Source organism: Geothrix terrae (assembly GCF_022808775.1).
Classification (GTDB): domain Bacteria; phylum Acidobacteriota; class Holophagae; order Holophagales; family Holophagaceae; genus Geothrix; species Geothrix terrae.
Window position 1 is genome coordinate 372,712 of the sequence record NZ_JAKZLA010000001.1, and the last position, 21,793, is coordinate 394,504.

20 protein-coding genes are annotated in these 21,793 nt (G+C 68.1%); 10 read left to right on the plus strand and 10 right to left on the minus strand.

Annotated elements, in window-relative coordinates:
- The 4 genes from MLE42_RS01770 (at position 1) to MLE42_RS01785 (ending at position 4,720) form a co-directional block, all read left to right on the plus strand.
- Complete coding sequence (locus tag MLE42_RS01770) at positions 1-681, plus strand: biotin--[acetyl-CoA-carboxylase] ligase (RefSeq protein ID WP_243286157.1); 681 nt, start codon at positions 1-3, stop codon at positions 679-681.
- A 120-nt stretch (positions 682-801) separates the two neighbouring features.
- Positions 802-3,090, plus strand: a complete 2,289-nt coding sequence (locus MLE42_RS01775) for a nitric-oxide reductase large subunit (RefSeq protein ID WP_243286158.1) — start codon at positions 802-804, stop codon at positions 3,088-3,090.
- A gap of 22 nt (positions 3,091-3,112) precedes the next feature.
- Positions 3,113-3,421: a cupin domain-containing protein gene (locus tag MLE42_RS01780; protein WP_243286159.1), complete on the plus strand. Its 309-nt coding sequence runs from the start codon at positions 3,113-3,115 to the stop codon at positions 3,419-3,421.
- A gap of 6 nt (positions 3,422-3,427) precedes the next feature.
- On the plus strand, positions 3,428-4,720 hold the full coding sequence (locus MLE42_RS01785) for an NAD(P)/FAD-dependent oxidoreductase (protein ID WP_243286160.1): 1,293 nt from the start codon (positions 3,428-3,430) through the stop codon (positions 4,718-4,720).
- Here the strand turns inward: MLE42_RS01785 and MLE42_RS01790 are convergent.
- Complete coding sequence (locus tag MLE42_RS01790; RefSeq protein ID WP_243286161.1) at positions 4,689-5,888, minus strand: LeuA family protein; 1,200 nt, start codon at positions 5,886-5,888, stop codon at positions 4,689-4,691. The two genes, MLE42_RS01785 and MLE42_RS01790, sit on opposite strands and share 32 nt — an antisense overlap.
- Positions 5,889-5,895: 7 nt before the next feature.
- Entirely contained in the window at positions 5,896-7,392 is a 1,497-nt protein-coding gene (locus MLE42_RS01795) for a Ppx/GppA phosphatase family protein (RefSeq protein ID WP_243286162.1), read from the minus strand.
- A 102-nt stretch (positions 7,393-7,494) separates the two neighbouring features.
- On the opposite strand from MLE42_RS01795, the gene MLE42_RS01800 reads away from it, so the two are divergent.
- The 4 genes from MLE42_RS01800 to MLE42_RS01815 all read left to right on the plus strand — a co-directional run bounded on the left by MLE42_RS01800 (position 7,495) and on the right by MLE42_RS01815 (position 10,782).
- The gene (locus MLE42_RS01800) at positions 7,495-7,881 is read left to right on the plus strand and encodes a BlaI/MecI/CopY family transcriptional regulator (RefSeq protein ID WP_243286163.1); all 387 of its coding nucleotides are present in this window, start codon (positions 7,495-7,497) and stop codon (positions 7,879-7,881) included.
- A complete protein-coding gene (locus tag MLE42_RS01805) occupies positions 7,878-9,194 on the plus strand; it encodes a M56 family metallopeptidase (protein WP_243286164.1) in 1,317 nt (438 codons plus the stop codon). Before MLE42_RS01800 ends, MLE42_RS01805 begins: the two co-directional genes overlap by 4 nt.
- Positions 9,195-9,368: 174 nt before the next feature.
- Positions 9,369-10,550 carry an SCP2 sterol-binding domain-containing protein gene (locus MLE42_RS01810; protein WP_243286165.1) on the plus strand — a complete coding sequence of 394 codons (1,182 nt, stop codon included), beginning with the start codon at positions 9,369-9,371 and terminating at the stop codon, positions 10,548-10,550.
- A gap of 7 nt (positions 10,551-10,557) precedes the next feature.
- The gene (locus MLE42_RS01815; RefSeq protein WP_243286166.1) at positions 10,558-10,782 is read left to right on the plus strand and encodes a hypothetical protein; all 225 of its coding nucleotides are present in this window, start codon (positions 10,558-10,560) and stop codon (positions 10,780-10,782) included.
- A gap of 13 nt (positions 10,783-10,795) precedes the next feature.
- Here the strand turns inward: MLE42_RS01815 and MLE42_RS01820 are convergent, their stop codons facing one another.
- The 5 genes from MLE42_RS01820 to MLE42_RS01840 all read right to left on the minus strand — a co-directional run bounded on the left by MLE42_RS01820 (position 10,796) and on the right by MLE42_RS01840 (position 14,553).
- The gene (locus MLE42_RS01820) at positions 10,796-11,551 is read right to left on the minus strand and encodes a LytR/AlgR family response regulator transcription factor (protein ID WP_243286167.1); all 756 of its coding nucleotides are present in this window, start codon (positions 11,549-11,551) and stop codon (positions 10,796-10,798) included.
- Complete coding sequence (locus tag MLE42_RS01825; protein ID WP_243286168.1) at positions 11,548-12,612, minus strand: sensor histidine kinase; 1,065 nt, start codon at positions 12,610-12,612, stop codon at positions 11,548-11,550. The genes MLE42_RS01820 and MLE42_RS01825 overlap by 4 nt, the downstream gene beginning before the upstream one ends.
- Positions 12,612-13,322 carry a LiaF transmembrane domain-containing protein gene (locus MLE42_RS01830; RefSeq protein ID WP_243286169.1) on the minus strand — a complete coding sequence of 237 codons (711 nt, stop codon included), beginning with the start codon at positions 13,320-13,322 and terminating at the stop codon, positions 12,612-12,614. Before MLE42_RS01830 ends, MLE42_RS01825 begins: the two co-directional genes overlap by 1 nt.
- Entirely contained in the window at positions 13,319-13,744 is a 426-nt protein-coding gene (locus tag MLE42_RS01835; protein WP_243286170.1) for a LiaI-LiaF-like domain-containing protein, read from the minus strand. The genes MLE42_RS01830 and MLE42_RS01835 overlap by 4 nt, the downstream gene beginning before the upstream one ends.
- A 200-nt stretch (positions 13,745-13,944) precedes the next feature.
- Positions 13,945-14,553, minus strand: a complete 609-nt coding sequence (locus MLE42_RS01840; RefSeq protein WP_243286171.1) for a YigZ family protein — start codon at positions 14,551-14,553, stop codon at positions 13,945-13,947.
- Positions 14,554-14,661: 108 nt separating this feature from the next.
- On the opposite strand from MLE42_RS01840, the gene MLE42_RS01845 reads away from it, so the two are divergent.
- Positions 14,662-16,569: a formate--tetrahydrofolate ligase gene (locus tag MLE42_RS01845; protein WP_243286172.1), complete on the plus strand. Its 1,908-nt coding sequence runs from the start codon at positions 14,662-14,664 to the stop codon at positions 16,567-16,569.
- Positions 16,570-16,842: 273 nt separating this feature from the next.
- Positions 16,843-17,262, plus strand: coding sequence for a hypothetical protein (locus MLE42_RS01850; protein WP_243286173.1), 420 nt, complete (start codon positions 16,843-16,845; stop codon positions 17,260-17,262).
- Position 17,263: 1 nt separating this feature from the next.
- Here MLE42_RS01850 and MLE42_RS01855 read toward each other — a convergent pair whose 3' ends face one another.
- The 3 genes from MLE42_RS01855 to MLE42_RS01865 are packed head-to-tail and all read right to left on the minus strand — an operon-like array spanning position 17,264 to position 21,762.
- Positions 17,264-18,205: a DUF4402 domain-containing protein gene (locus MLE42_RS01855; protein ID WP_243286174.1), complete on the minus strand. Its 942-nt coding sequence runs from the start codon at positions 18,203-18,205 to the stop codon at positions 17,264-17,266.
- Complete coding sequence (locus MLE42_RS01860; RefSeq protein ID WP_243286175.1) at positions 18,202-20,910, minus strand: carboxypeptidase-like regulatory domain-containing protein; 2,709 nt, start codon at positions 20,908-20,910, stop codon at positions 18,202-18,204. The genes MLE42_RS01855 and MLE42_RS01860 overlap by 4 nt, the downstream gene beginning before the upstream one ends.
- A complete protein-coding gene (locus MLE42_RS01865; protein WP_243286176.1) occupies positions 20,911-21,762 on the minus strand; it encodes a fimbria/pilus periplasmic chaperone in 852 nt (283 codons plus the stop codon).
- Positions 21,763-21,793: the final 31 nt, after the last annotated feature.

Consider the following 21,793-nt stretch of genomic DNA (forward strand, 5'->3'; position numbering starts at 1 on the left):
GTGGACCTGCCCCTGATCCACCTGGCCTCGGTGGATTCCACCCAGGCCTTTCTCCGGCGGCACCCCCACCTGGGTTTCTGCGCCGTGCTGGCGGACCGCCAGACCGAAGGCCGGGGTCGCCAGGGCAACCGCTGGGAAAGCGCCGCGGGAGCAGGGCTCTGGCTGTCCGTTGTGCTGCCCGCGTCCTCAGGCGTTGCACCGGGCCTGGTGCTCCAGCGCGCGATGACCGCCGCTGCGCAGGTGCTGGATCCCGAAGGCAGGATTCTGGGCCTGAAGTGGCCCAATGACCTCGTGGCCTGGAAGGCGGGCAGGCTGGTGAAGGTGGGCGGCATTCTCGGCGAGCAGGTGGGCGCCCGTCTCATCCTGGGCATGGGCGTGAACCTGACATCTGCCCCCGAAATCTCTGACCGCGCCGTTCCCCCTGCCTGTCTGCAGGACCTGGGACTGGAATTCCCATCCATCGAAGTCTTGGCAATTCATATCATCAATTCATGGCGTAATTTAACGCAAAATATTCAACCGCCTTTCCGTTGGCCTGAGACGGGGACCCCCATCCGCTGGGAGGACGGGCAGGGCACGTGCCTGGGCTGGGAGCCGGACGGCCGCCTGAAGGTGGCCACGGCGGAGGGCATCCGACGCCTCAGCGCCGGTGAGGTCACCGGGTTGGGACAGGGCGGTTGATCGACGGAAGAGGCCGGGAGCCTGGTTTCGAACTCTGGTGTCCGAATTCTGCTTGAGCATTGTGTCGTTCGAGCGCACTGTTTGATGGGTTTTTCCGGATCCATCAAGGAGATGCGCGCCATGAGCGGTTCCCATCAGGATTCCACCCCCCTTTCCCCCCGCTGGCGTCAGGCCGTCATCCTCGTGATGATCTTCGGTTTCAGCCTGCTGATCTGGGTCACGGCCAAGACCTACGCCGGCGCGCCACCGATTCCAGCGCGCGTCGTGGGGGAGGCGGGCCAGGTCCTCTTCACGGGGGAGGACATCAAGGACGGCCAAGAGGTCTTCCTGAAATACGGTCTCATGGAGCACGGAACCCTCTGGGGCCATGGCGCCTACCTGGGGCCCGACTACACGGCCGAGTACCTGCACCGGCAAGCGGAGATCGGGCGGGATGTCCTGGCCCAGGCCCGGTACGGCCGGCCCTTCAAGGATCTGAGTGAGGGGCAGGCCCTGGAGATCGGCGCCCTGCTGGCCTCGCAGACCAAGCAGAACCGCTACGATCCGGGCACGGACTCCCTCCGCTTCACAGAGCTGGAGGTCGCGGCCTACCGCACGCAGATCGGCGAGTGGAAGGCGTACTTCTCCGGCGACAAGCCCGCCGTGGGCCTGCCCGCGAAGTTCATCCAGGACGAGGGAGAACTGCGAAACCTGACGGCCTACTTCGCCTGGGCCACCTGGGCCACCGTGGCACCGCGCCCCGGGAAGGACTACTCCTACACCAACAACTGGCCCTACGAGCCGCTGGTGGGCAACACGCCCACGGCCTCGACCTATCTGTGGAGCGCCATGAGCCTCATCGCGCTGCTGGGCGGCCTGGGCCTCATCCTCTTCATCTTCGGGAAGTTCGACTACCTGGGCTGGGGTGGCGAGGCGGGCTGGAAGCACGCGGAGGAGGGCCGGCTCCACGCCTGGACCCTCACCCCCAGCCAGAAGGCCGTGGGCCTCTTCTTCGCAGTGGTGGCCCTGCTGTTCCTCGGCCAGGCGGCCCTGGGCGGGGCGCTGGCGCACTACCGCGTCGAACCCGGGGGTTTCTACGGCTTCGACCTGGCCAGCATCCTGCCCTACAACCTGGCGAGGACATGGCACCTGCAGCTGGCCATCTTCTGGATCGCCACGGCCTGGGTGGGCGGCGGCCTCTTCCTGGCTCCGCTCGTGGGCGGGGCCGAACCCAAGGGCCAGCGGGCCGGCGTGCTCCTGCTGCTCGGGGCCCTGGCCATCGTGGTCTTCGGCAGCCTGTTCGGTGAGTACGCGGGCATCAACGGCTACCTCGGCAGCCTGTGGTTCTGGCTGGGCCATCAGGGGAGCGAGTACCTCGACCTGGGCCGCTTCTGGCAGCTGTTGCTGGCGGCAGGGCTCATCTTCTGGCTGTTCCTCATGTTCCGGGCCCTGCGGCCGGCCATGAAGGATGGGAGCCAAGGGGAGCTGCCCTCCCTCTTCTTCTACGCGGCCATCGCCATCCCGCTGTTCTACGTGCCGGCCCTGTTCTACGGGCCCCGCACCAACTTCGCCGTCATCGACAACTGGCGCTTCTGGATCATCCACCTCTGGGTGGAGGGCTTCTTCGAGCTCTTCGCCACGGTGCTGGTGGCGGTGATGTTCTATCAGCTGGGTCTCGTCACTTCGAAGTCCGCCACGCGGCTCGTGTACCTCGACGCCATCCTCTACCTGGCCGGCGGCATCATGGGCATCGGCCACCACTGGTACTTCACGGGGCAGGGGACCCTGAACATGGGCCTGGCCGCCAGCTTCTCCGCCCTGGAAGTGGTGCCGCTCACGCTGCTGACGCTGGACGCCTGGGACTTCATCCGCCTGCAGGACAAGAACTGCGAGGACTGCGGCAAGCCCCTGGCGGCGCGGCAGCGCTGGGCCATCAAGTTCCTCATCGCCGTGGGCGTGTGGAACTTCGTGGGGGCAGGCGTCTTCGGCTTCCTCATCAACCTGCCCATCGTGTCCTACTTCGAGATCGGCACGACGCTCACGGCCAATCACGGGCACGCGGCCATGTTCGGCGTCTTCGGCATGCTGGCCCTGGCCGTGCTGGTCTTCTGCCTGCGGGAACTGAAGGGCGACCGGGCCTGGGCGCGGGCGGAGAAGGGCATCCGCTTCGGCTTCTGGGGACTCAACATCGGCCTGGGTCTCATGCTGCTCCTGGACCTGTTCCCGGGCGGCGTCATCCAGCTCTGGGACGTGCTCTCCCACGGCTACTGGCATGCCCGCCGCCTGGACTACCTCATGGGCGGCGCCTTCCACACCCTGGAGTGGATCCGCATCGTGGCCGACACGGTCTTCCTGCTGGCCGGCGCCCTGCCCATCGCCTACGCCACTCTGAGGCTGGTGTTCTCCCCTGAACCCAAAGACGCGGCCTGAGGGCCGCAGCGAAAGGATCTCCATGCCCATCACGAACCTCCAGGAAGCGCTGCCCATGCCTGAATCGCAGCGGGCCACTCTGCCGCTCATCGATGTGGAGCACGGTGTCAAAGTCGTTCTCGTGGCTCTGCCCGGAGGGGTGAAGATCGCCCCTCACAAGGCCCCCTATGTCGCCACGGCCCAGCTTCTGACCGGGCGCATCGAGGTGCTCAAGGGCGAGACCTGGATTCCCATGGCGCCTGGCGACCGGGTGGTCTTCGACAAGGACCAGCCCCACGCCCTCACGGGAATCGAATCCTCCTACGTCCTCGTGACGCACATGCGGGACTGAAGGCCGGTGGCGGATCAGGGCTTCGACCGGCCCACGGTCCTCATCGTCGGCGGCGGGTTCGGGGGGCTGCGGGCCGCCCGGGCCCTCGCCGGGGCGGCGGTCCGCGTCGTGCTGGTGGACCGCCAGAACCACCACCTGTTCCAGCCCCTCCTCTACCAGGTGGCCTCGGCCACGCTCTCCCCGGCGGACATCGCGGCCCCCATCCGCCACATCCTCCGCGAGCAGGGCAATGCCGAGGTGGTGCTCGGGGACGTCGTTTCCGTGGAACCCGGCACTCGGCAGGTCCTCCTGGCGGACGGGAGGGGCCTGTCCTATGACTTCCTCATCCTCGCCGCGGGCTCCCGCAGCTCGTACTTCGGACGGGACGCCTGGGCGGGCCTGGCCCCGGGCCTCAAGACCCTGGAGGACGCTTTGGAGATCCGCCGGCGCTTCCTGCTCAGCTTCGAGCAGGCGGAGCAGGAGGAGGATCCGGAGCTCCGCCGCGAATGGCTGACCTTCGTCGTCGTCGGGGGGGGCCCCACGGGCGTGGAGCTGGCCGGCACGCTGAAGGAGATGGCCCGGTTGACCCTTCCGCGGGAATTCCGGCGCATCCGCACGGATCGCGCCCGGGTCATCCTGGTGGAGGCGGGGCCGGCGATCCTGGCGAACCTCGGGGTCGGGCTGTCCGAGAAGGCGGTGGAGAGCCTGGAGCGCATCGGCGTCGAGGTGCGCCTGGGCCAGCCCATCACGGGCATCGATGAGCGGGCCGTCCAGCTGGGCGGGGAGCGCATCCCCACGCGGACGGTGCTGTGGGCGGCGGGGGTGGCCGCGGTGCCCCTGGGCGCCGGCCTCGGCGTGCCCGTGGACCGCCTCGGACGGGTGATCGTGGAGCCGGACCTCAGCCTCCCGGGCCATCCCGAGGTCTTCGCGGTGGGCGACCTGGCCGCCTTCACCCATGGCCCCGGGGGCCCGCTGCCCGGTGTGGCGCCTGTGGCCATCCAGCAGGGGGAATGGGCCGCAGCCAACCTCCTGGCCACCTTGGCGGGCCAGCCCCGGCGGCCCTTCCGCTACCGGGACAAGGGCAGCATGGCGACCCTGGGCCGCGGCCGCGCCGTCGCCCGCGTGGGCGGCCTGAGCTTCACGGGCTACCCCGCGTGGCTGGCCTGGCTCTTCATCCACCTCATGCTGCTCGTGGATTTCCGCAGCCGCGTGTTCGTCTTCTTCGAGTGGCTGTGGGCCTACCTGACGACCCAACCCCGGGCGCGGCTCATCGTCGGGAGGAGGGCCCCTACAACACCGCCCGGATCTCCCCCTCACTGAGGATCCGCGGGCTGTTCTTGGCGGCCTGGAGGATGCGCTCCACCCGGTCGGGGCTGGGGTCGTAGCCATTGAGCTCGAGCCAGTAGACCACGTTGCTGTGGCCGGCCATGGGGCCGATCTCGATCTCCTGGCGGCGGCCCACCAGAGCGGCGGGGACGCCGGAGTAGACCGTGTCTGCCAGCTCCACGTCGCCCCGGTGGAGGGCCTTCACGATGGCCGCCGCATGTACGCCCGTGCCCGTGCGGAAGGCATCGCGGCCGAGCACGGGATAGTTGGTCGGGATCTCCACGTCGCATAGCTCCGCCACGCGCTCAGCCAGGGCCGGCAGGTCCGAGAGATCCCCCTTGGGGAAGCCCATGAGATGGAGGTTGATCATGAGCTGGTCCAGGGCCACGTTGCCGCAGCGCTCGCCGATGCCCAGGATGGTGCCGTGCAGGCGGTCTGCGCCGGCTTCGAAGGCGGCGATGGCGTTGGCGACACCCAGGCCCCGGTCGTTGTGGCCGTGCCAGTCGATGCGCACGGAGCGGTCCTTGACGACCTCGTCCTTGATGAAGCGAACCAGGCGCCGGGCGCCATCGGGCGTGGCATGGCCGCAGGTGTCCGACAGGCAGATGGACTGGGCGCCCTCCTCCAGGGCGGCGCCGTAGATGGCCCGGAGCACGTCGGGCCGGGCTCGGGTGCTGTCCTCGGTCACCATCATCAGAGGCACCTCGTGGCGGCGGCAGAAGGCGGCGGCCTTCCGTGCCATGTCCACGAGGAAGGCCAGGTCCCAGCCTTCCACGTCCATACGGATGGGGCTGGAGCCCAGGAAAGCGCCGGCCTCCAGGGCGGTGCCCACGCGTTGCTGGATCTCGGCCACCTGGGCCAGATCCGCTTCCATGGTCCGCACCGCCACCTGGGGGTGGATGGGCAGGCGGTGGTCCCGGATCTCCACCATGAGGGCCCGCACCGCCGCCAGGGCTTTGGGGCCGGCGCCGGGCATGCCCAGGTCCACCGCGTCCACGCCGAGGCGCGCCAGGCGATGGATGAGGTCGCGCTTGGCGGCGATGTCCGGGTCACGCACCGAGGGGCTCTGGAGCCCGTCGCGCAGGGTCTCGTCCAGCAGGACCGGAACGCGCCCCCCCGCCAGCGGTCCGTTCCAGTCGTTGATCAGCTCGTCGAGGGTCATGGAGGAATCAGCCTACGGTGACTTCGATCCTGCGGTCCAGCAGGGTGGCCAGGAGGGCGGATTTCTCCCGGAAGGCCTCCATCTCGGGATCCGCGTCACCGGCGGCGTCCAGCCGCACCTTCAGGGACTCGTCATCGATGACCACGGAAAGGTCCCGCACCGCCTGCCGACGGCGGCGATCGAGGGCGTCGGCCCCTCGCAGGAGGGCCGCCAGCTTGCGCACGACCTGGCGGCGCCAGGGCGGCAGGGCGCGGAAGGCCTCGTGCTTGGCATGGTGGGGCGGCTTGCCCCGGTGAAAGCGCACCACCTGGGCCATCAGGTCGACCTCCTCGGGCCAGAAGCCTGGGAGGGTGGCGTTCCGCACCAGGTATTCGCCGTGCTTGTGGTGATTCTTCTCGGAGAGGGAGAAGCCGATGTCGTGGAGGCGCGCCGCGAAGGCCAGCCACTGGCGTTCGGTGTCGCCCAGCTCGAATTGTGGTTGGAGCGCGAGGAAGAGCTGGTCCGCCAGCCGGGCCACCTGGCGGCTGTGGCCGGGGTCGGGGTCCAGCCGCGCCGCCAGCTGTTCGATGGAGGCCCGCCGGCGGTCCGCCAGGGGCGGGATGGCCGCGCCGCCATGCTGGAGGGCCTCCCAGATCATGCCTTCCCGCAAGCCCACGGCGAGATGGCGCAGGGGCGGCGTGCCCAGCCATTCCATCAGGGACAGGGCCCAGATGGCGCCCACATGCAGCACCTCGGCCCGTTTGGGATCCACGTCCAGGCGGTCAATGCGCTGCTGCGCGTCCGCCCGCCAGAGCTTCAGGGCGTAGGCGCGGAGCTGCTCCGCCGTGAAGCCCATTCCGTCGTCAGAGCCCCGGGCGAGGTCCTCCAGCGTGCCGGAAGTGCCGAGGAGGAGCGTGGGCTCGGGCAGCTCGGTGGGCAGGTCCTTGCGGGCCTTCTTGAGGATGCGGCGGATCATCTTCCGGAGTTGCTTGAGGTCGTGGGCGGAGGGAGGGTCGGAGGTCCGGGCGGCATCCGCCAGCCGCTGGAGCCCCCAGGGCAGGGAGATGCTGGCCGCCACGCGCCCCGCCTGCACCCAGGTCAGCTCCGTGCTGCCCCCGCCGATATCGACCAGGGTGACGGGCTCCAGAGGGAAGGGGATGGCGTGGGAGACCGCCTGGTGGATGAGCCGGGCCTCCTCCTCGCCAGAGATCACCTGAATGGCGATGCCCAGCTTCTCCGCCTCCATGACGAAGGCCTGGGCGTTCTTCGCGTCGCGTAGGGCCGCCGTGCCGCAAGCCATGACGGTCTCGCACTCGAAGCCGCGAATGGTCTTGGCCATCTGGGCCAGGGCGTCGAGGCCGGCCCGGAAGGCTTCGGCACCGATCTCGCCGGAGGTCGCTTCGCCCCGGGCCAGCCGCACCATGGCCTTTTCCCGGGCCAGGATCTGCTGTCCGCCCATGGGATCCGCCTCCACCACCACCAGGTGGATGGAGTTCGATCCGACGTCCACGGCCGCGATCCGCATGGAACGATTGTCGCCTGAAGGCATCTCCCAGAAAGTACGAATCAGTTCGTTGACAACTTACGAATCGGTTCGTATGTTGTCTCCAGACCCCCTGGAGGCCCCGTGTCCACCGCGCCCATCCGTCCTTCCGACGGCGAGCTCGCCATCCTCAGGGTCCTGTGGTCGCGGGGACCCTCGACGGTTCGGGATGTGCACACCGAATTGTCGAAGGACCGGGACATGGGCTACACCACCGTGCTGAAGCTCATGCAGATCATGGTGGAGAAGGACCTGGTGGCGAGGGACGAACGCGCGCGTTCCCACACCTACCAGGCCCTCCAGGGGGAAGCCGAAACCCAGCGCTGCCTGTTGAAGGAACTTCTGCAGAAGGCCTTCGCGGGCAACCGCCGGGACTTGGTCCTCCAGGCCCTGGAAACCGAGCCCGCCTCGGCCGAGGAACTGGAGGAGATCCGCAAGCTGTTGAATGACGCCAAGGGGAGGATCCGATGACCGACCTATCCTCCTTCCCTTTGCTGCAGGCCATGGGCTGGGCGCTGCTCCACAGCCTTTGGCAGGGCCTGCTACTGGTCCTGCTGGCGGCGACAGCGCTCTGGCTGGCACGGCGGCGGTCCGCGGAACTCCGCTACGCCATCGCGTTCACCACCCTGGGTCTGCTGGTTCTGACCTTCGCGGGAACCCTGATTTGGGTCTCAGCCGGCGGGGAACCCCTGTCCACGGCCAATGCCGTCTTGATCACCCCCATGGGCGAGGGAGGCAGCTTCGGGGGCTGGGTGTTCCGGCTGCACGCCATTTTCGGTCTCTGGATCCCTTGGCTGTTTCTGGCCTGGTTCTTGGGGTTCAGCTTCAGGCTCGTGCAGATGGGACATGCCATGACTTGGCTCTACGGGCCCTGTCTCAACAGCCTTCAGCCGCCACCCGTCGAATGGCTGACGCGATTCGAGGCCCTGAGGGCACGCACTCGCGTCCAAATTCCGGTCCGTCTTGGGTTGTCCGACCGGGTGGATTCGCTCGTGGTGCTGGGTTGGCTGAAACCCGTGGTGCTTGTTCCGGCCGCGGCCCTGCTGGTTCTGTCGCCCGAAGCGCTGGAAGCCCTCCTGGCCCATGAACTGGCTCATGTCCGACGGGGCGATTTCCTTGCGAACCTTGTCCAGACCCTTGCAGAAGCTCTGCTGTTCTATCACCCCGCCGTCTGGTGGCTCTCCCGGCGCATCCGCCAGGAGCGTGAGCACTGCTGCGATGACGCAGCCGTGAACACCTGCGGTGATCCGATCCTCTACGCCTCCGCCCTCGTCGGGCTGGAGGAACTCCGATCCCGATCGAACCTGATTCCCGATCTGGCCCCCGCGGCCAGTGGAGGCCACCTCATGCTCCGCATTCAGCGACTGCTCCGTCCCCATCCCACCCATGCCACGGGCTCACCTGTGGCCGCGTTCATCCCGGCCCTCCTGCTGGCGACGGCCCTTGGTCTCACCACGCTGTCCGCCACAACCACACCGAAGCCTGCAACGAGGGTTTCGGATCCCGTGGAGATGGACTTCAAGAAGATCCGCGTCAAGCATCAGCCCGACGCACCCGCCTATCCGCCCGAAGCCAAAGCCCAACGCATCCAGGGCACCGTCGTGGTGGTCGTCGTCATCGATGCCCAGGGCAAAGTGCAAGACGCCAAGGCCATTTCCGGTCCTCCCGAACTGCATGCCTGCGCCGTGGGCTATGCCAAGATCTGGGAATTCGAACCCGTCAAGGTGAAGGGCAAGCCTGTGCCCGCGAGGTTCAAGCTCACCATGCCGTTCCGGTTGCGATGAGGCATTCCGATCCGGGCGCAAAAGGGGCCGGATGGCCCCTTTTGCGCCTTGAGAGAGATCTGAAGGAGCCTGACCTCTGGTAACCGTTGCATGAAGTCCGAGGGCCCGGCCATGCTCGATCCCACATTCCGAGGTGATCAAATGGCTTTGACGGTGGATGGCATCTTTGCGCTCATGCCTGAACTCTTCCTGCCTGAGAAGGCACAGGGGCTCACGGTCTCCGTCTACTATCAGGTGACGGGCGAAGGCGGCGGTGACTACACGTGCCTCATCGAGAACGGGGCCTTCTCCCTGAAGCGGGAGGCCAAACCCGACGCCACCTCCGTGGTGGTGATCGGCGCCGAGGACTGGATCGCCCTGAACGAAGGCAAGCTGGATCCCATGCAGGCCTTCATGACCGGCAAGCTCAAAGGCACCGGCGACCTGGGCCTGCTCCAGAAGTTTCCGAAGTTCTTCAAGAAGCCGCAGAAGGAGAGCGGCCCGGTGAAGCCCCTGAAGGACCTGGTGCCGGCGCGGCTGGCGCTGGCCGGGGCCGGGATCAAGGTGACTGTGGGCGGCGAGAGCTGGGGCGACGGCGCCGAGGTGGCCGGCGACGAAGCGGCCGTGCGCGCCCTGGTCTGCGGTATCGCCGACCCCGGTCCGGCCCTGCTGGGAGGCCAGCTCCGCTTCTCTGGCGACATGACCGTTCTCCGAAAGGCGTGGAAGACCTGGTCCCAGGAGCCCGAGATCAGCTTCCCCGACACGCCCGGAGGCAAGGCCCTGGCGACGCTGCGCAAGCGCTACAAGGGCGGCGCCACCGGCACCATGGAAGTGAAGGTGGACGGCGTTCCCTACCGCCTGGACTTCAGCCCCGAGGGGCTGTCCGTGCGGCCCGGCGAGGTGGAGGGCGGCGCGGCGCTGGGCATCTCCGACGCGGACTTCGCGGCCCTCAACGTCGGCAAGCTGAACCTGGTGGCGGCCCTTCTCGGTGGCTCCATCACGGTGAAGGGGGACGTGAGCCAGGTGGCGTCCTACACGGCCCACTTCGAGGCCGCCGTGAACCCGGCGGAGGCGCTCCTGGAATCCATGCCTGAGCGTTTCAACGCCGAAAAAGCCGGAGATCTTGAAGCGGCCGTGGGTTACCAGATTGATGACCTGGGCTACACGCTTTTCATCCGGAATGGCGCCTGCATGGTGTTCCCCCGGCTGATGAAACCCTGTGATACGCTCCTGAAAGCCAAGGCCGACGACTTCATTGCCATGAGCACCGGAATGCTGAACGCCCAGGAGGCTTTCATGACCGGCAAGATCCAGATCGAGGGCGACCCTCTGCTCATGCAGAAGGTCGCGAAGAGCTTCAGGCGCCCGGAAGCCTGAGCCTTCCATGACCCCTGCCGCCCCTTCCCGCAAGAAGTCCCCGGCCCCTAGGCCCGGGAAGGCGGCTGTGGCGACCATCCGCGTGGCCAAGTGCATCGTGCCCTTGCCGGCTCCCAAGCCCAGGGCGAAGGGCTCGGTCGACCATGAGGAGGATCTGGCGCCGGGGCTGCCCTGCGAAGGGCGCTGCGGGCACTGCCATCACCACCCCTGCCGCCTGCACGGCGCGGTGTGAGGGCCAATTCCCTTCAGGCTCCTTCCCACAAGGTCCGCAGTCGCTGGTAGCCTGCGCGGCTGATGGGGAGGGTCGTGCCGTCGCGGAGGATCGCGTCCCGGTGCTCCTTGCTGTCCTGCTCAACCCGCACGAGGCGGTCGAGGTTCAGGATGTAGCTGCGGTGGATGCGGATGAAGCGATTCGGATCGAGCTGGGATTCAAGGCTGGCGAGGGTCTGCTGCTTGAGCAGGCTCCTGCCTTCGGTGCGGAGGAGCACGTAGTCGTCCTGGGCCTGGATCCAATCCAGGCGGTCCAGATGGACCACCGTCACCTTCGGGCCGTCCTTCACCACGATGCGTTCCAGGGGCCTCCCCTGGCGCGCCGCCGCGGCGAGGTCCGTCGCGGACGGGGCCGGAACCGCGGGCTGAGCCGCCTGCAGGGCCCGGGCTTTGGCCAGGGCCGCGTCGAAGCGCTCCTTCGAGAAGGGCTTCAGCAGGTAGTCCACCGCATGGGATTCGAAGGCGCGCATGGCGTGCTGGTCGTAGGCGGTGACGAAGACCACGGCGGGACGCTTCCCTTCCGCCTCCAGGAGCTCCAGCACTTCGAAGCCGTCCAGCTTGGGCATCTGGATGTCCAGGAAGACGAGGTCGGGGTGGTGCTCGGCCGCGGCCTTCAATGCCTCGAAGCCGTTGGCGCATTCACCCACCACCTCCACGTCGGGGTGGGCGGCCAGATGCTCGCGCACCACGGAACGGGCGAGATCCTCGTCGTCGATGATCAGGGCTTTCATGGCTCCATCTCCAAAGGGAAGACCAGCGTGACGCGGTGGAGGCCGTCCTGAGCCGTGGCCTCGAAGCGGGCCCGGTTCCCGAAGCGGCCCAGCAGGCGCTGGCGGACCTGGCGCAACCCGAGCCCCAGACCCTGGGGGACCGGAGCGTCGGCATCCAGTGGATTGTCCACCTTCAGCAGGACGTGTCCTTCCACCACCTCCGCGGCCACGGCCAGGGTGCCGCCCTCAGGCAGCGCCGCGATGCCGTGCTTGATGGCGTTCTCCACCAGCGGCTGCAGCAGCAAGGTGGGCAGGAGCGCCGGTTCAGCGGCGGGATCGATGCGCCAGTCAAGCTTCAGACGGGTGCCGAAGCGGATCTGCTCGATGGCCAGGTAGGCCCTCGCCAGATCGAGCTCCTCACGCAGAGCCACCTGGCGGCGCTCGCCCAGGCCCAGGCTGCGGCGGAGGAAATCCGAAAGCAGCACGCACATCTCCCGGGCCCGTGCGGGATCCACGGCGGTCAGCGCCGACAGGGAGTTCAGGCTGTTGAACAGAAAGTGGGGATTGAGCTGGGCCCGCAGGGCCTTCAGCTCCGATTCCTGGGCGAGGATCTGGAGCTCGGCTCCTTTCCGCTCGGCTTCCATGGCGCGTTCCTGGGCCAGCATGAGGTAGCTGAGGGCCACGGAGGCCAGGTAGAGCAGGATGCCCAGGCCCGTGAGCACGGGCAGGGCGATGTCCACGCGGCGGGGCAGGGCGCCAAGGCCGGGAATCCAGGCCAGGACCCGGGCCAGCAGCCAGGCCAGCCCCGCCCAGATGCTGCCCATGAGCACGGCCGCCAGGCTCCAGGCCGCTCCGTGGGAGCCCAGCGTCTCCACCCGCTGGCCGAGCGGGAGCGCCCGGCAGAGAAACCAGGCGGACAGGAAGAGGAAGGCCGCGATCAGGCAGAGGGGCAGGGCCAGGGCGGCGCCCTCCGCCCAGCTCCAGTTCTGGGTCCGGGCGATCCCCATCAGCAGCAGGGCGATGGGGGCCCACCCCAGGAGGTAGGCCCCCAGACGCGCCCGGTTGGCCAGGAGGGGATGCATCAGCTCTTGACCTCGGTTCCGCCGAAGAGGATCAGCCCCGTGATCACCAGGCGGGGCCGGCCTTCCACGGGGGCGGGCCCGTGATGGGTGCCGTCGTTGAGGGCGCCGGCGATGGCCGTCGCGCGATGGACCACCTCCCACCCGTCCGGCACACGGATCTCCCCGCCGCCGAAGAGCACGAAGACGTCGATGCGGGCCTGGCCGTTCTCGATGGCGGCCTGGCGGAGATCCACTTCATAGCCACCGAAGATGGCCGTCAGCTCGCCCCCCTTGAAGGCCTGGGTGACCACGCGCCGCTTGAAGCCGCCGAAGATGGCCGTGCCCTGGAGGAAGTCGTCGGAGCGGGCCAGCTCGGGCGGGATGCCCCGGCTCTGCTTGAGAGCCTTGGTGACGATGAGGATGCCGAGGGCCACCACCAGCATGGGACCAAGCGCATCCGCCAGGTGGCCGTGGCCGAAGGTGAAGAGCAGCAGGAAGGCACCGCCCAGCACGAGGAACCATCCGCCCGTGCTGCTGCCCTGCCGGTCCTGGCGGATCTTGGCGATGCCCACGGCCACCAGCGCCAGCGGCCAGAGCTTGAAGAGGGTGTGGGCCTGGACGAGGCCGAGGTTGTCCAGGGTGAGCACGAGGCCCGCCACGATGATGGCGACGCCCAGCACCAACTTGGGGCTGAACGGACTCGGAGTCCGGGTGTCGTCGGCGGCGTTCATGGGTTCACCTGCGTGGATCCGGAATCAGGATCACAGGAATCGGGCTCGGTTGGCGACGGCCGGCGGCGCCTGCTGCGGCGCGGTGGGCTCCATTGGGGGAACAGGGCGCGGAGTGTGACGATGAGGCCGCCCCACACCAGGAAGACCGGCCACCAGCGTTCCAGGAGCCCCCAGGGGCCGAACTGGGAGATGAAACCCGCGACGGCGAAACCCAGCCAGATGTGGCCGCGGAGGCTGAGGGGGCCATCCTGGGCCAGGCGGGCGAGACCAATGGCGGCCACCGCCAGCGGCCACCAGGCCAGCAGGTGCCAGGCGTCGAACCAGTGGAGGCTGTCCACCAGGAGGATCAGGCCGGCCACGATGACCACCAGGCCGAGGACCAGCTTCACGGAAAAGACAGGGGGACGATCCTGGACGTTCATGGGTGGCGCTCCTTTCGGCCGGAACCCGCGGAAAAGCTGAAGGCGAGCGTGGGCAGCCACAGGGCCAGCCACCACCAGGGGCTGTCGATGAACCATCCCAGCTGGATCATGGGCACCTCCTTCCGCATGACCAAGCTACGGGCGTCCTGACAGGAAACCGGGCCGGGATCGGTGAACGGCGGGTGGGGATCGGCGAGTGGTCAAGCCCAGGCGATCGCCCCGCCCCGGCTGCGCTCCCGCCAGGCGTGGTCGAGGGCGGGACAGAGGTCCGGCGGGCACTCGAAGCGGAGGACGGCCGCGTCTCCCTCGAAGGTCTGGCCGGTCACGGAAGCGGCCGGGAAGGCCCCCAGCAGGGCGAAGGGCAGGTGGGCCTGGGCCGCGGGGACACGGATCTCCCCGTGGCGGAGAATCCGGACCTCCTCCCAAAGGCCCCGGACTTCGGCTTCGGCCAGGGCGCCCTGGACGCCCTCCGTATAGGCCCGCACCAGACCGCCGGTGCCGAGCTTGGTACCCCCGTACCAGCGGATGCAGACCGCGATGAGGTCGGTGGCCTCGGCTCCCTCCAGCACGGCCAGCATGGGCTTCCCGGCCGTGCCGGAGGGTTCGCCGTCATCATCGGCCCCGAAAGCTGCGACCGGGACGCCCTCCCGCCAGGCGCTGCAGTGATGCGTGGCGTCGAAGTCCCGCTTGCGAAGCAAGGCCAGCACGACAGCCCGGGTTTCAGCGTCAGAGGCGGGATGCAGCTCCGTGAGGAAGACCGAAGCCTTCTCCCTGAAGCGATGGGTGGCGACCCCGGTCAGACGACGCATGGATCCAGCATGCGAGCGCCTGTGACGCGAATCAACAAAGGCGATCCAATTGCGACCGTTCAGTCGTTTTTTACTTATAGTTGAAGTGGATCTTTTCGAGGAGACGGCATGACCACCGTCACGCGGCCCTTCACGCCCACGGCCCTGCAGCGCAGAACCCCCGTGCCCTCAGATCTGGACATCGCCCAGGCGGCGACCCTCAAGCCCATCAGCCAGATGGCCGCGGAGCTGGGCCTCGAGGCGGACGAGTTGGAGCTCTACGGCCCCACCAAGGCCAAGGTGCGGCTGGAGGTGCTGGACCGCCTGAAGGGCCGTCCGGACGGCAAGTACATCGACGTCACCGCCATCACCCCGACGCCGTTGGGTGAAGGGAAGACCACGGTCACGGTGGGGCTCAGCCAGGCCCTGGGCGCCCACCTGGGCCAGCGAGTGGTGACCTGCATCCGCCAGCCAAGCCAGGGCCCCACCTTCGGCATCAAGGGCGGAGCCGCCGGCGGCGGCTACAGCCAGGTGGTCCCCATGGAGGACTTCAACCTCCACCTCACCGGGGACATCCACGCCATCACCGCGGCCCACAACCTGTGCGCGGCCGCCATCGACGCCCGCATCCTCCATGAAGCCGGTGCTTCGGACGAGCAGCTGTTCGAGCGGATTTTCCCGGCGGGAAAATCCGGAAGGAAGTTCCCGCGGTCGCTCCAGCTGCGGTGCGCGAGGCTGGGCATCACCAAGGGGAATCCCGATGATTTCACCCCGGAGGAGCGCCGTCGCGTCTGCCGGCTGGACCTGGACCCCGCCGCCATCACCTGGCGCCGCATCCTGGACACCAGCGACCGGTTCCTGCGAGGCGTGACCGTGGGGCGGGGCGAGGAAGAGCAGGGCTTCGCCCGCGAAACGGGCTTCGACATCTCTGTGGCCAGCGAGATCATGGCCGTCCTGGCCCTCACCACGGGTCTCCAGGACATGCGGCGCAGGCTTGGAAGCATGGTGGTGGGCCTCGATCGCCAGGGGCACGCGGTGACCGCGGAGGATCTGGGCGTGGCCGGCGCCATGACCGTGCTCATGAAGGACGCGCTGAAGCCGAACCTCATGCAGACGCTCGAGGGCACGCCCGTGTTCGTGCATGCGGGCCCCTTCGCCAATATCGCGCACGGAAACAGCTCCATCCTGGCCGATCAGATCGCCCTCAAGCTGGCGGACTACGTGGTCACCGAATCGGGCTTCGGCGCCGACATGGGCATGGAGAAGTTCTTCGACATCAAATGTCGCGTTTCGGGGTTGAAGCCCGACGCCGTGGTGCTGGTGGCCACCGTGCGCGCCCTCAAGATGCACGGCGGCGGGCCCAAGGTGGTGGCGGGGAAGCCGCTGGATCCGGTCTACGTGGATGAGAATCTCGATCTGCTCCGCCAGGGGCTGCCGAACCTGCTGCACCACATCCGCATCGCACGGAAGTTCGGTGTGCCCGTGGTGGTGGCGGTGAACGGCTTCGCCACGGACAGCCCCGCGGAACTGGACCTGGTGCGCCGGGCCTCGCTGGAGAGCGGCGCGGAGGATGCGGTGGTCTGCCGGAACTGGGCCCTGGGCGGGGAAGGGGCCCTGGATCTGGGTCGGGCCGTCATGCGCGTCTGCGAGCGGTCTTCGGAGTTCCGTTTCCTCTACGGCGTGGACGAACCCATCAAGCAGAAGATCGAGGCCATCGCCACGGAGGTCTATGGTGCCGACGGCGTGGACTACACGCCGGAGGCCGAAGCGAAGATCGAAGCCTACACGCGGCTCGGCTACGACCGCCTGCCCATCTGCATGGCCAAGACCCACCTGAGCCTGAGCCATGACCCGGCCCTGAAGGGCGTCCCCACGGGCTTCCGCATCCCGGTCAGGGATGTCCGCCTCAGCGCCGGAGCCGGATTCCTCTACCCGCTGCTGGGCAAGATGGCCACCATGCCCGGCCTCCCCACGAGGCCCGGCTTCTATGATGTGGACATCGATCCGGATACGGGCCGCGTGGTGGGGCTGTTCTGACCGTGCGTGGCAGGGAACGGAACCGGCCGCTCCACCAGACCCCAGCCCTCCGGTACCGGCTGCGGATTAGCTGATAGCCAGGTCGTCAAAGCTAGGGCCGGAACAGCCTGTCGCGCGATCAAATTGCTTGTAATGTATTTAATAACATCATTTTAAAATGGATGTACCCCTGGGCAGCCGGCCTCGGCTGGCCCCATCTTTTTTTATTCGGGGGTGTTATCGCGGCCTTCCGCAGGGTCGAAAAGAAGGTTGACCACCTGCGAGGAGCGCCCGATGGGCCGCCTTGGAACCTTCCGATCGACCTGCCGCCTGGGGCTCCTGCTGGCCCTGGCCTGTGGCTCGGAAGTCGTGGTCATGGCCCAGAGCACGAGCAGCGCCACCTGCACCGTCCGGATCCGTCCTCGCGAAGCGGCGGATTATGACCTTTCCACGGAAGTGACCATCCACGGCGTGGTCGATGGCTGGGAGGGCCGGTCGCTCCGGATCCGCCTGGCGGCCGGAGTTCTGTGGGTGGACACCGGCGGGTGGAACACGTCGAACCTGTTCGAAGCGGGAACCCCTCTCGAGGTTCTCGCGTCCCGGAGCGTGGTCGAGGGTCGGCAGCGGTTCCTCGCTCGCGAGATCCGCCATGCGAGGGGAGTCCTGACGATCCGGGACGCCTTCGGGGCGCCGATCCAGGCCGGCTCTCTCTAGATCAGTTGTAGGCCACCGTCACGCTGAAGGTTCCGGCGTAGTCTCCGTCGGGCTGATTGGCGGACACGTTCAGCGTGCCGCCCACGCTCAGCGTCTGCCGCCCGGTGGGATCCAGACGCCCCGTCGGGCCGGGAGAACTCGTGAAGGCGGTGATCGTGAGGGTCCCATCCGGAGAGCTGAGGACGACGCTGCCCGGGAGGGTGATGGCGTAGGTGGCGTTGGCGGCTCCGGTCACGGAGAAAGTGGCGGGTCCGACCGGCAGCTGGGAACCCAGGCTCACGCCGCCCGTCGTGCTGAGCGTGCCGGCGGGGCTGAGCACCACCGTTCCCGGAGCCGGGCTCGTGAAGACCGCCCCGAACCGCAGCCCCGTGAGCTCCGCGAGGCTGATGACGGGCGCGACCTGGATCTGCACCGAGAAGGTCATGGGGGTGACGGCTCCCTTGAAGGGGTCCATCACATTCAGGGTGTAGCTGCCGGAGTAGGTTCCCGCCGGCGTGGCGACGTTCGAGCCGACGGAGACGGTGGCGCCCAGGTAGTAGTAGCCCGTGGTGCCCGTGGAAGGGAAGGTGCCGCTGGTGGCGGGCTGGCAGTCCACGGCCGTGACGACCACTGTCGCGCCGCCCGGTCCCACGAGGGGGAAGGGAACGGGGCTGCCCGCCGAGGCGAACCAGCTGTCGCCCACCTTGCCGGTCAGGGTGAAGCTGCCCAGGCTGACGCCAGCGGAGGAACCCAGGGCGGTGCCACCCGAGGCGCTCCGGTTCCCGGATGGCGAACTGAGCACCGCCGTCCCCCCGAAGGCGCTGGGGATGACATAGCCCAACGAGATGTCCGAGTACTTGTTGATGATCGGCACCCAGGCCTGGCTGAAGGCGGGGAGCGACGCGACCGCCAGAATCGCCAGGCAGAACCGTCGGGAGAGCGCTGAGAGGGCGGAGAAGCTCATGGTTGATCTTCTTTCCGGCCGTCCTGTCCCGGAAGGGGCGGGTTGGAGCGGTCTGGGGTGAGCAGGAGATCGAGGCCGTCCACGACCGTGCCCTCGGAGGTCACGACCACAGGGATGGGCGGCAGTTTCGAGAGCCCGAAGCGCTGGATCTCGGCGTCCGGCACCCGGAGCTGGTAGGTGCCGGGCGGGAGATCGGACAGGGTGTAGAAACCGTCGAAGGCCGTCCGGGTGGTCTTGATGGGTTTGCCCTGGCTGTCCACGAGCTCCAGGAGCAGGCCGGGAAGCTCCCCGGAGGCGCCATCACGCTTCAGATAGGCCGTTCCCGTGACCTCGCCGAACAGCACCACGGGGACCTCGATCCGGGCCACATGGCCCTGGCGCGGGGTGATGCGCAGGCCCGGGCCCTGGGGTCGCATGAACGGATCTTCAAGGGTGGTGGAGTTGGCGGACAGGTTGGCGTCGAGATCGCCGGAGAGGTTGGTGAGGAAGGCCACGCCCTTCGTGTCCGTGCTGGCTGGCTGAGACGCGCCGTTCGCCAGGAAGCCGACTCCCTGGAGGGGCTTCTCATCGGCATCCATCACGCCATTCCCATTGGCATCCAGGAAGGCGCGGGCGGAGACGGCGCCATGGGCGGCGATGCTCTGAGCCTGCGTGTGGACCCGGCCGTTCCGGGGTTCCCTGGCCAGGCCCACCCGGAAGGTGAGGTCCAGGGACAGGCGGCTGCGGGTGGAGTAGCCCAATTCCACGCTGAGGGCATAGGTGCCCTGGGTCTTGTAGGCCCCGAGCTGCACCAGGGTGTCGTTGGATGCCACCGAGTGCGTGAGCCCGGCCCGGAGGTTGAAGGGGATGAAGACCGGCGTTTCCAGGAAGGTGGACAGGGCATTCAAGCGCCGGGCGCCGCCGCCCAATTGATAGTTCGCCTGCGCCCGCAGCGAGAAGGTCCGGAAGAACTTGCTGGCGAGAAAGTCGCCGATGGTGGTCGCGGGGAAGGGCGTCGCCGTGTCCAGGCCCCGGGTGAGGGTGATCTCGTTGGAGAGAAAGTACCCCTGGAAGGAGGTGGAGAGGCGGTTGTAGAGACGATCGATGCTGCCGCCCGCGAGGAGCCGGTCCCGGGCGGCGCCGAGGTCCAGCGTGACGAGGCTGCGCTCCAGGCTGGGCAGCAGGGAGGAGGTCTCCAGGCCGCTGCGGCTCCGGATCGGGCCGTAGATGGGCCGGAACACCTCGCTGGAGAAGCCATCCTGGAGTTGCGCATGCTTGACCGTGAGGCTGGTTGAGCCCAGGCGGCTCCGGAGACCCAGCTGGGCGACGCTGCCTCCGAGCTGGTCGCTGACCGCGCTGAAGGTCGCCGACAGAGGCTTCCAGAACCCCTGAAGATCGATTCCGCGGTAGGCGTGATGGCGCCCGTCCAGGTCCAGGCCGGACAGGGAGAAGCCGGCCGTGAACTGCCGGGAGAGGCCGTAGCGTCCTTCGACCTGGCCCCGCTTTCCAGCCTGGCGGGGATCCACACCCACCAGCCGGTACTGGAACTCGCCCTCCGGTGTCTGGTTCTCGCTCACATCGAAGCGCACGACTTCCTCGCGGCGCTGCCCCTGGGGGCCATAGAACACCAGGCGGAAATCGTTCCAGCCGAAGTAGAGCGGCACATTCAGGAATTCATAGCGGCCATCGGGGCGGGAGGCCTGGAAACCCAGGAGAGCCTGGTTCCGGTAGAGTTCCACCTGCCAGCCCGGCGACAGGTTCCCCTGGAAGGAATGGCGGTCGAAGGCGTTTTCCCGCTGGAGAGGATAGTTGGTGAGCAGGGCTCCCGTGCCCGCCATGGGCAGGGTGAGCAGGCTCAGGCCCGGATCGAGCACTTCCCCGAAAGCGAACTCCGTCGCCTTGAGCGGGCCGAGCAGGCCCGCGTGGGGATCGCGGCGGCCCATGGCCATCCGGAACTCTGAGAGGCCGCTCTCGGTATCGAGGATCGCGTAGAGGTTCGAAGACAGCCCGAGGAAATCCCCCGCGGCGAACGTGGTGCTCTGGGCCCGGATGTGCCGATCCGCATCGGGCGACGTCTGGGCCGTCAAGCGCAGTGTCTCGTCCACCATCGGCACTTCGAGGATGCGGTAGGGATCCGGCGATCGCGGGAAGACCTTCGGGCCCTCCGAAGGACGGAACCGGCCGACCATGCGCTCCCGCTTCCAACGCTCCTGGATGGGAAGGGGTTCCCGGGGCGACACGGCGATGGATGAGCTGCGGAGGACGACCTGGAAATCCAGGGGCAGCCACGTGGCGAGGAGGCGCGTGTCCACGTAGATGTCATCCGCGTGGAGTTCCATCAAGGACCGGTCGAGCGGCAGGCTTCGGCCCTCCACCACCGCCGTCCCCGCCACGACGTCCAGGTCGAAGCGGCGCTTCTCGTTGATGAAGAAGCCCGAGGCCCGGCCGCGGTTGGGATCGACCTCGATGGCCAGGTCCAGCAGGCGGCACAGCTCCCCCAGGGGCACCAGCACGCCGTCCTTCGCGGGAAATCCAGGGAAGGTGCTGCTGACGGTCGACTGGTCCAGACGCAGGGCGAAGAGGAAGACCTCCTCCTCGGAGCGGTTCACGAGCATCCCCGGCAGGGCGGTGGTGTCTGCGGGAGCCAGGCCTCCGGCATGCAGCATGGCCGCCACCCCCAAGAGGGCCGGGCCCAGGAGGGCCTTGCGGACGGCGGGACGGCCCATTCAGGGGGTCGTCATGACGGTTTCCGCGAGCAGGCGGCCGCCATCCAGAACGGGCTGGGAGTAGGCGATGCGGATCCGGCTGCCGGGAGGGATGGGCTGGCCACTCCGGATGGGCAGGGTGACGGTCCGGCCGGAGTTCGGGGTGTATACGGCCAGGCCTGAGGCTTCCGCCAGGACTTCCGGGGCTCCGGCGGCCGGGAGGAGCGTGGCTTTGAGGTCGCCGTAGACCGACTGGTTGCCGCTGCGGTCCAGGCGGAAGCGCAGCACGCCGCCCTTGGCGTCGAAGGTGGGCGCGGTGATGGATATGCTGGCGGACGTCTTGCCGTGTCGCACGATGAGGGGGATGGCGATTCCATAGACGGGCGTGAGCTTGATGGCGATTCCCTTGGGCGCCTCCGCCACGGCCTGGGGCGCGGGCACGGGAGCGTCCGGAGGTACCGCCCGGAAGGTCATGTGCAGGCGGTATTCCCCCTCGGGCAGCTGGGCCGGCTTGCGCACCTGGATGCGCACGGTCTGGGATTCCCGGGGGTCGAGGGTCACCTGCCGGGGGGAGAAGCGGAACAGCGGCCGGAGGTTCTCGGTGCCCGGGTCGAACGGCAGCTCCTTGATGCCGCCCATCTCGTCCATCTCCATGCGCACCAGGGAAATCCGGAAGGTGGCCCGGGCCTGCCCGATGTTCGAGAGGTTCAGCTCGGCACTCCGCTTGCGCTCCTCGAACACCACCCGGGTCGGGGCCACCAGGAGGTCACCGATGCCCCCGTCGGCTGGCGGGGGTGGCGTCTGGGCCGGAAGACCGAGCGCGAGCAGGCCGAGGAACAGGCTGGAGATGACCCGGGAGCGGAGATGAAGCATGAGACCTCAAGTACGGAGAAAACCCAGGGCG

Coding starts and splice junctions, on each gene's coding strand:
- MLE42_RS01775 (WP_243286158.1), top strand. CDS start 802: ATGAGCGGTTCCCATCAGGATTCCACCCCCCTTTCCCCCCGCTGGCGT.
- MLE42_RS01780 (WP_243286159.1), top strand. CDS start 3,113: ATGCCCATCACGAACCTCCAGGAAGCGCTGCCCATGCCTGAATCGCAG.
- MLE42_RS01790 (WP_243286161.1), bottom strand. CDS start 5,888: ATGACCCTCGACGAGCTGATCAACGACTGGAACGGACCGCTGGCGGGG.
- MLE42_RS01795 (WP_243286162.1), bottom strand. CDS start 7,392: ATGCGGATCGCGGCCGTGGACGTCGGATCGAACTCCATCCACCTGGTG.
- MLE42_RS01805 (WP_243286164.1), top strand. CDS start 7,878: ATGACCGACCTATCCTCCTTCCCTTTGCTGCAGGCCATGGGCTGGGCG.
- MLE42_RS01810 (WP_243286165.1), top strand. CDS start 9,369: ATGCCTGAACTCTTCCTGCCTGAGAAGGCACAGGGGCTCACGGTCTCC.
- MLE42_RS01815 (WP_243286166.1), top strand. CDS start 10,558: ATGACCCCTGCCGCCCCTTCCCGCAAGAAGTCCCCGGCCCCTAGGCCC.
- MLE42_RS01820 (WP_243286167.1), bottom strand. CDS start 11,551: ATGAAAGCCCTGATCATCGACGACGAGGATCTCGCCCGTTCCGTGGTG.
- MLE42_RS01825 (WP_243286168.1), bottom strand. CDS start 12,612: ATGCATCCCCTCCTGGCCAACCGGGCGCGTCTGGGGGCCTACCTCCTG.
- MLE42_RS01830 (WP_243286169.1), bottom strand. CDS start 13,322: ATGAACGCCGCCGACGACACCCGGACTCCGAGTCCGTTCAGCCCCAAG.
- MLE42_RS01835 (WP_243286170.1), bottom strand. CDS start 13,744: ATGAACGTCCAGGATCGTCCCCCTGTCTTTTCCGTGAAGCTGGTCCTC.
- MLE42_RS01840 (WP_243286171.1), bottom strand. CDS start 14,553: ATGCGTCGTCTGACCGGGGTCGCCACCCATCGCTTCAGGGAGAAGGCT.
- MLE42_RS01845 (WP_243286172.1), top strand. CDS start 14,662: ATGACCACCGTCACGCGGCCCTTCACGCCCACGGCCCTGCAGCGCAGA.
- MLE42_RS01850 (WP_243286173.1), top strand. CDS start 16,843: ATGGGCCGCCTTGGAACCTTCCGATCGACCTGCCGCCTGGGGCTCCTG.
- MLE42_RS01855 (WP_243286174.1), bottom strand. CDS start 18,205: ATGAGCTTCTCCGCCCTCTCAGCGCTCTCCCGACGGTTCTGCCTGGCG.
- MLE42_RS01860 (WP_243286175.1), bottom strand. CDS start 20,910: ATGGGCCGTCCCGCCGTCCGCAAGGCCCTCCTGGGCCCGGCCCTCTTG.
- MLE42_RS01865 (WP_243286176.1), bottom strand. CDS start 21,762: ATGCTTCATCTCCGCTCCCGGGTCATCTCCAGCCTGTTCCTCGGCCTG.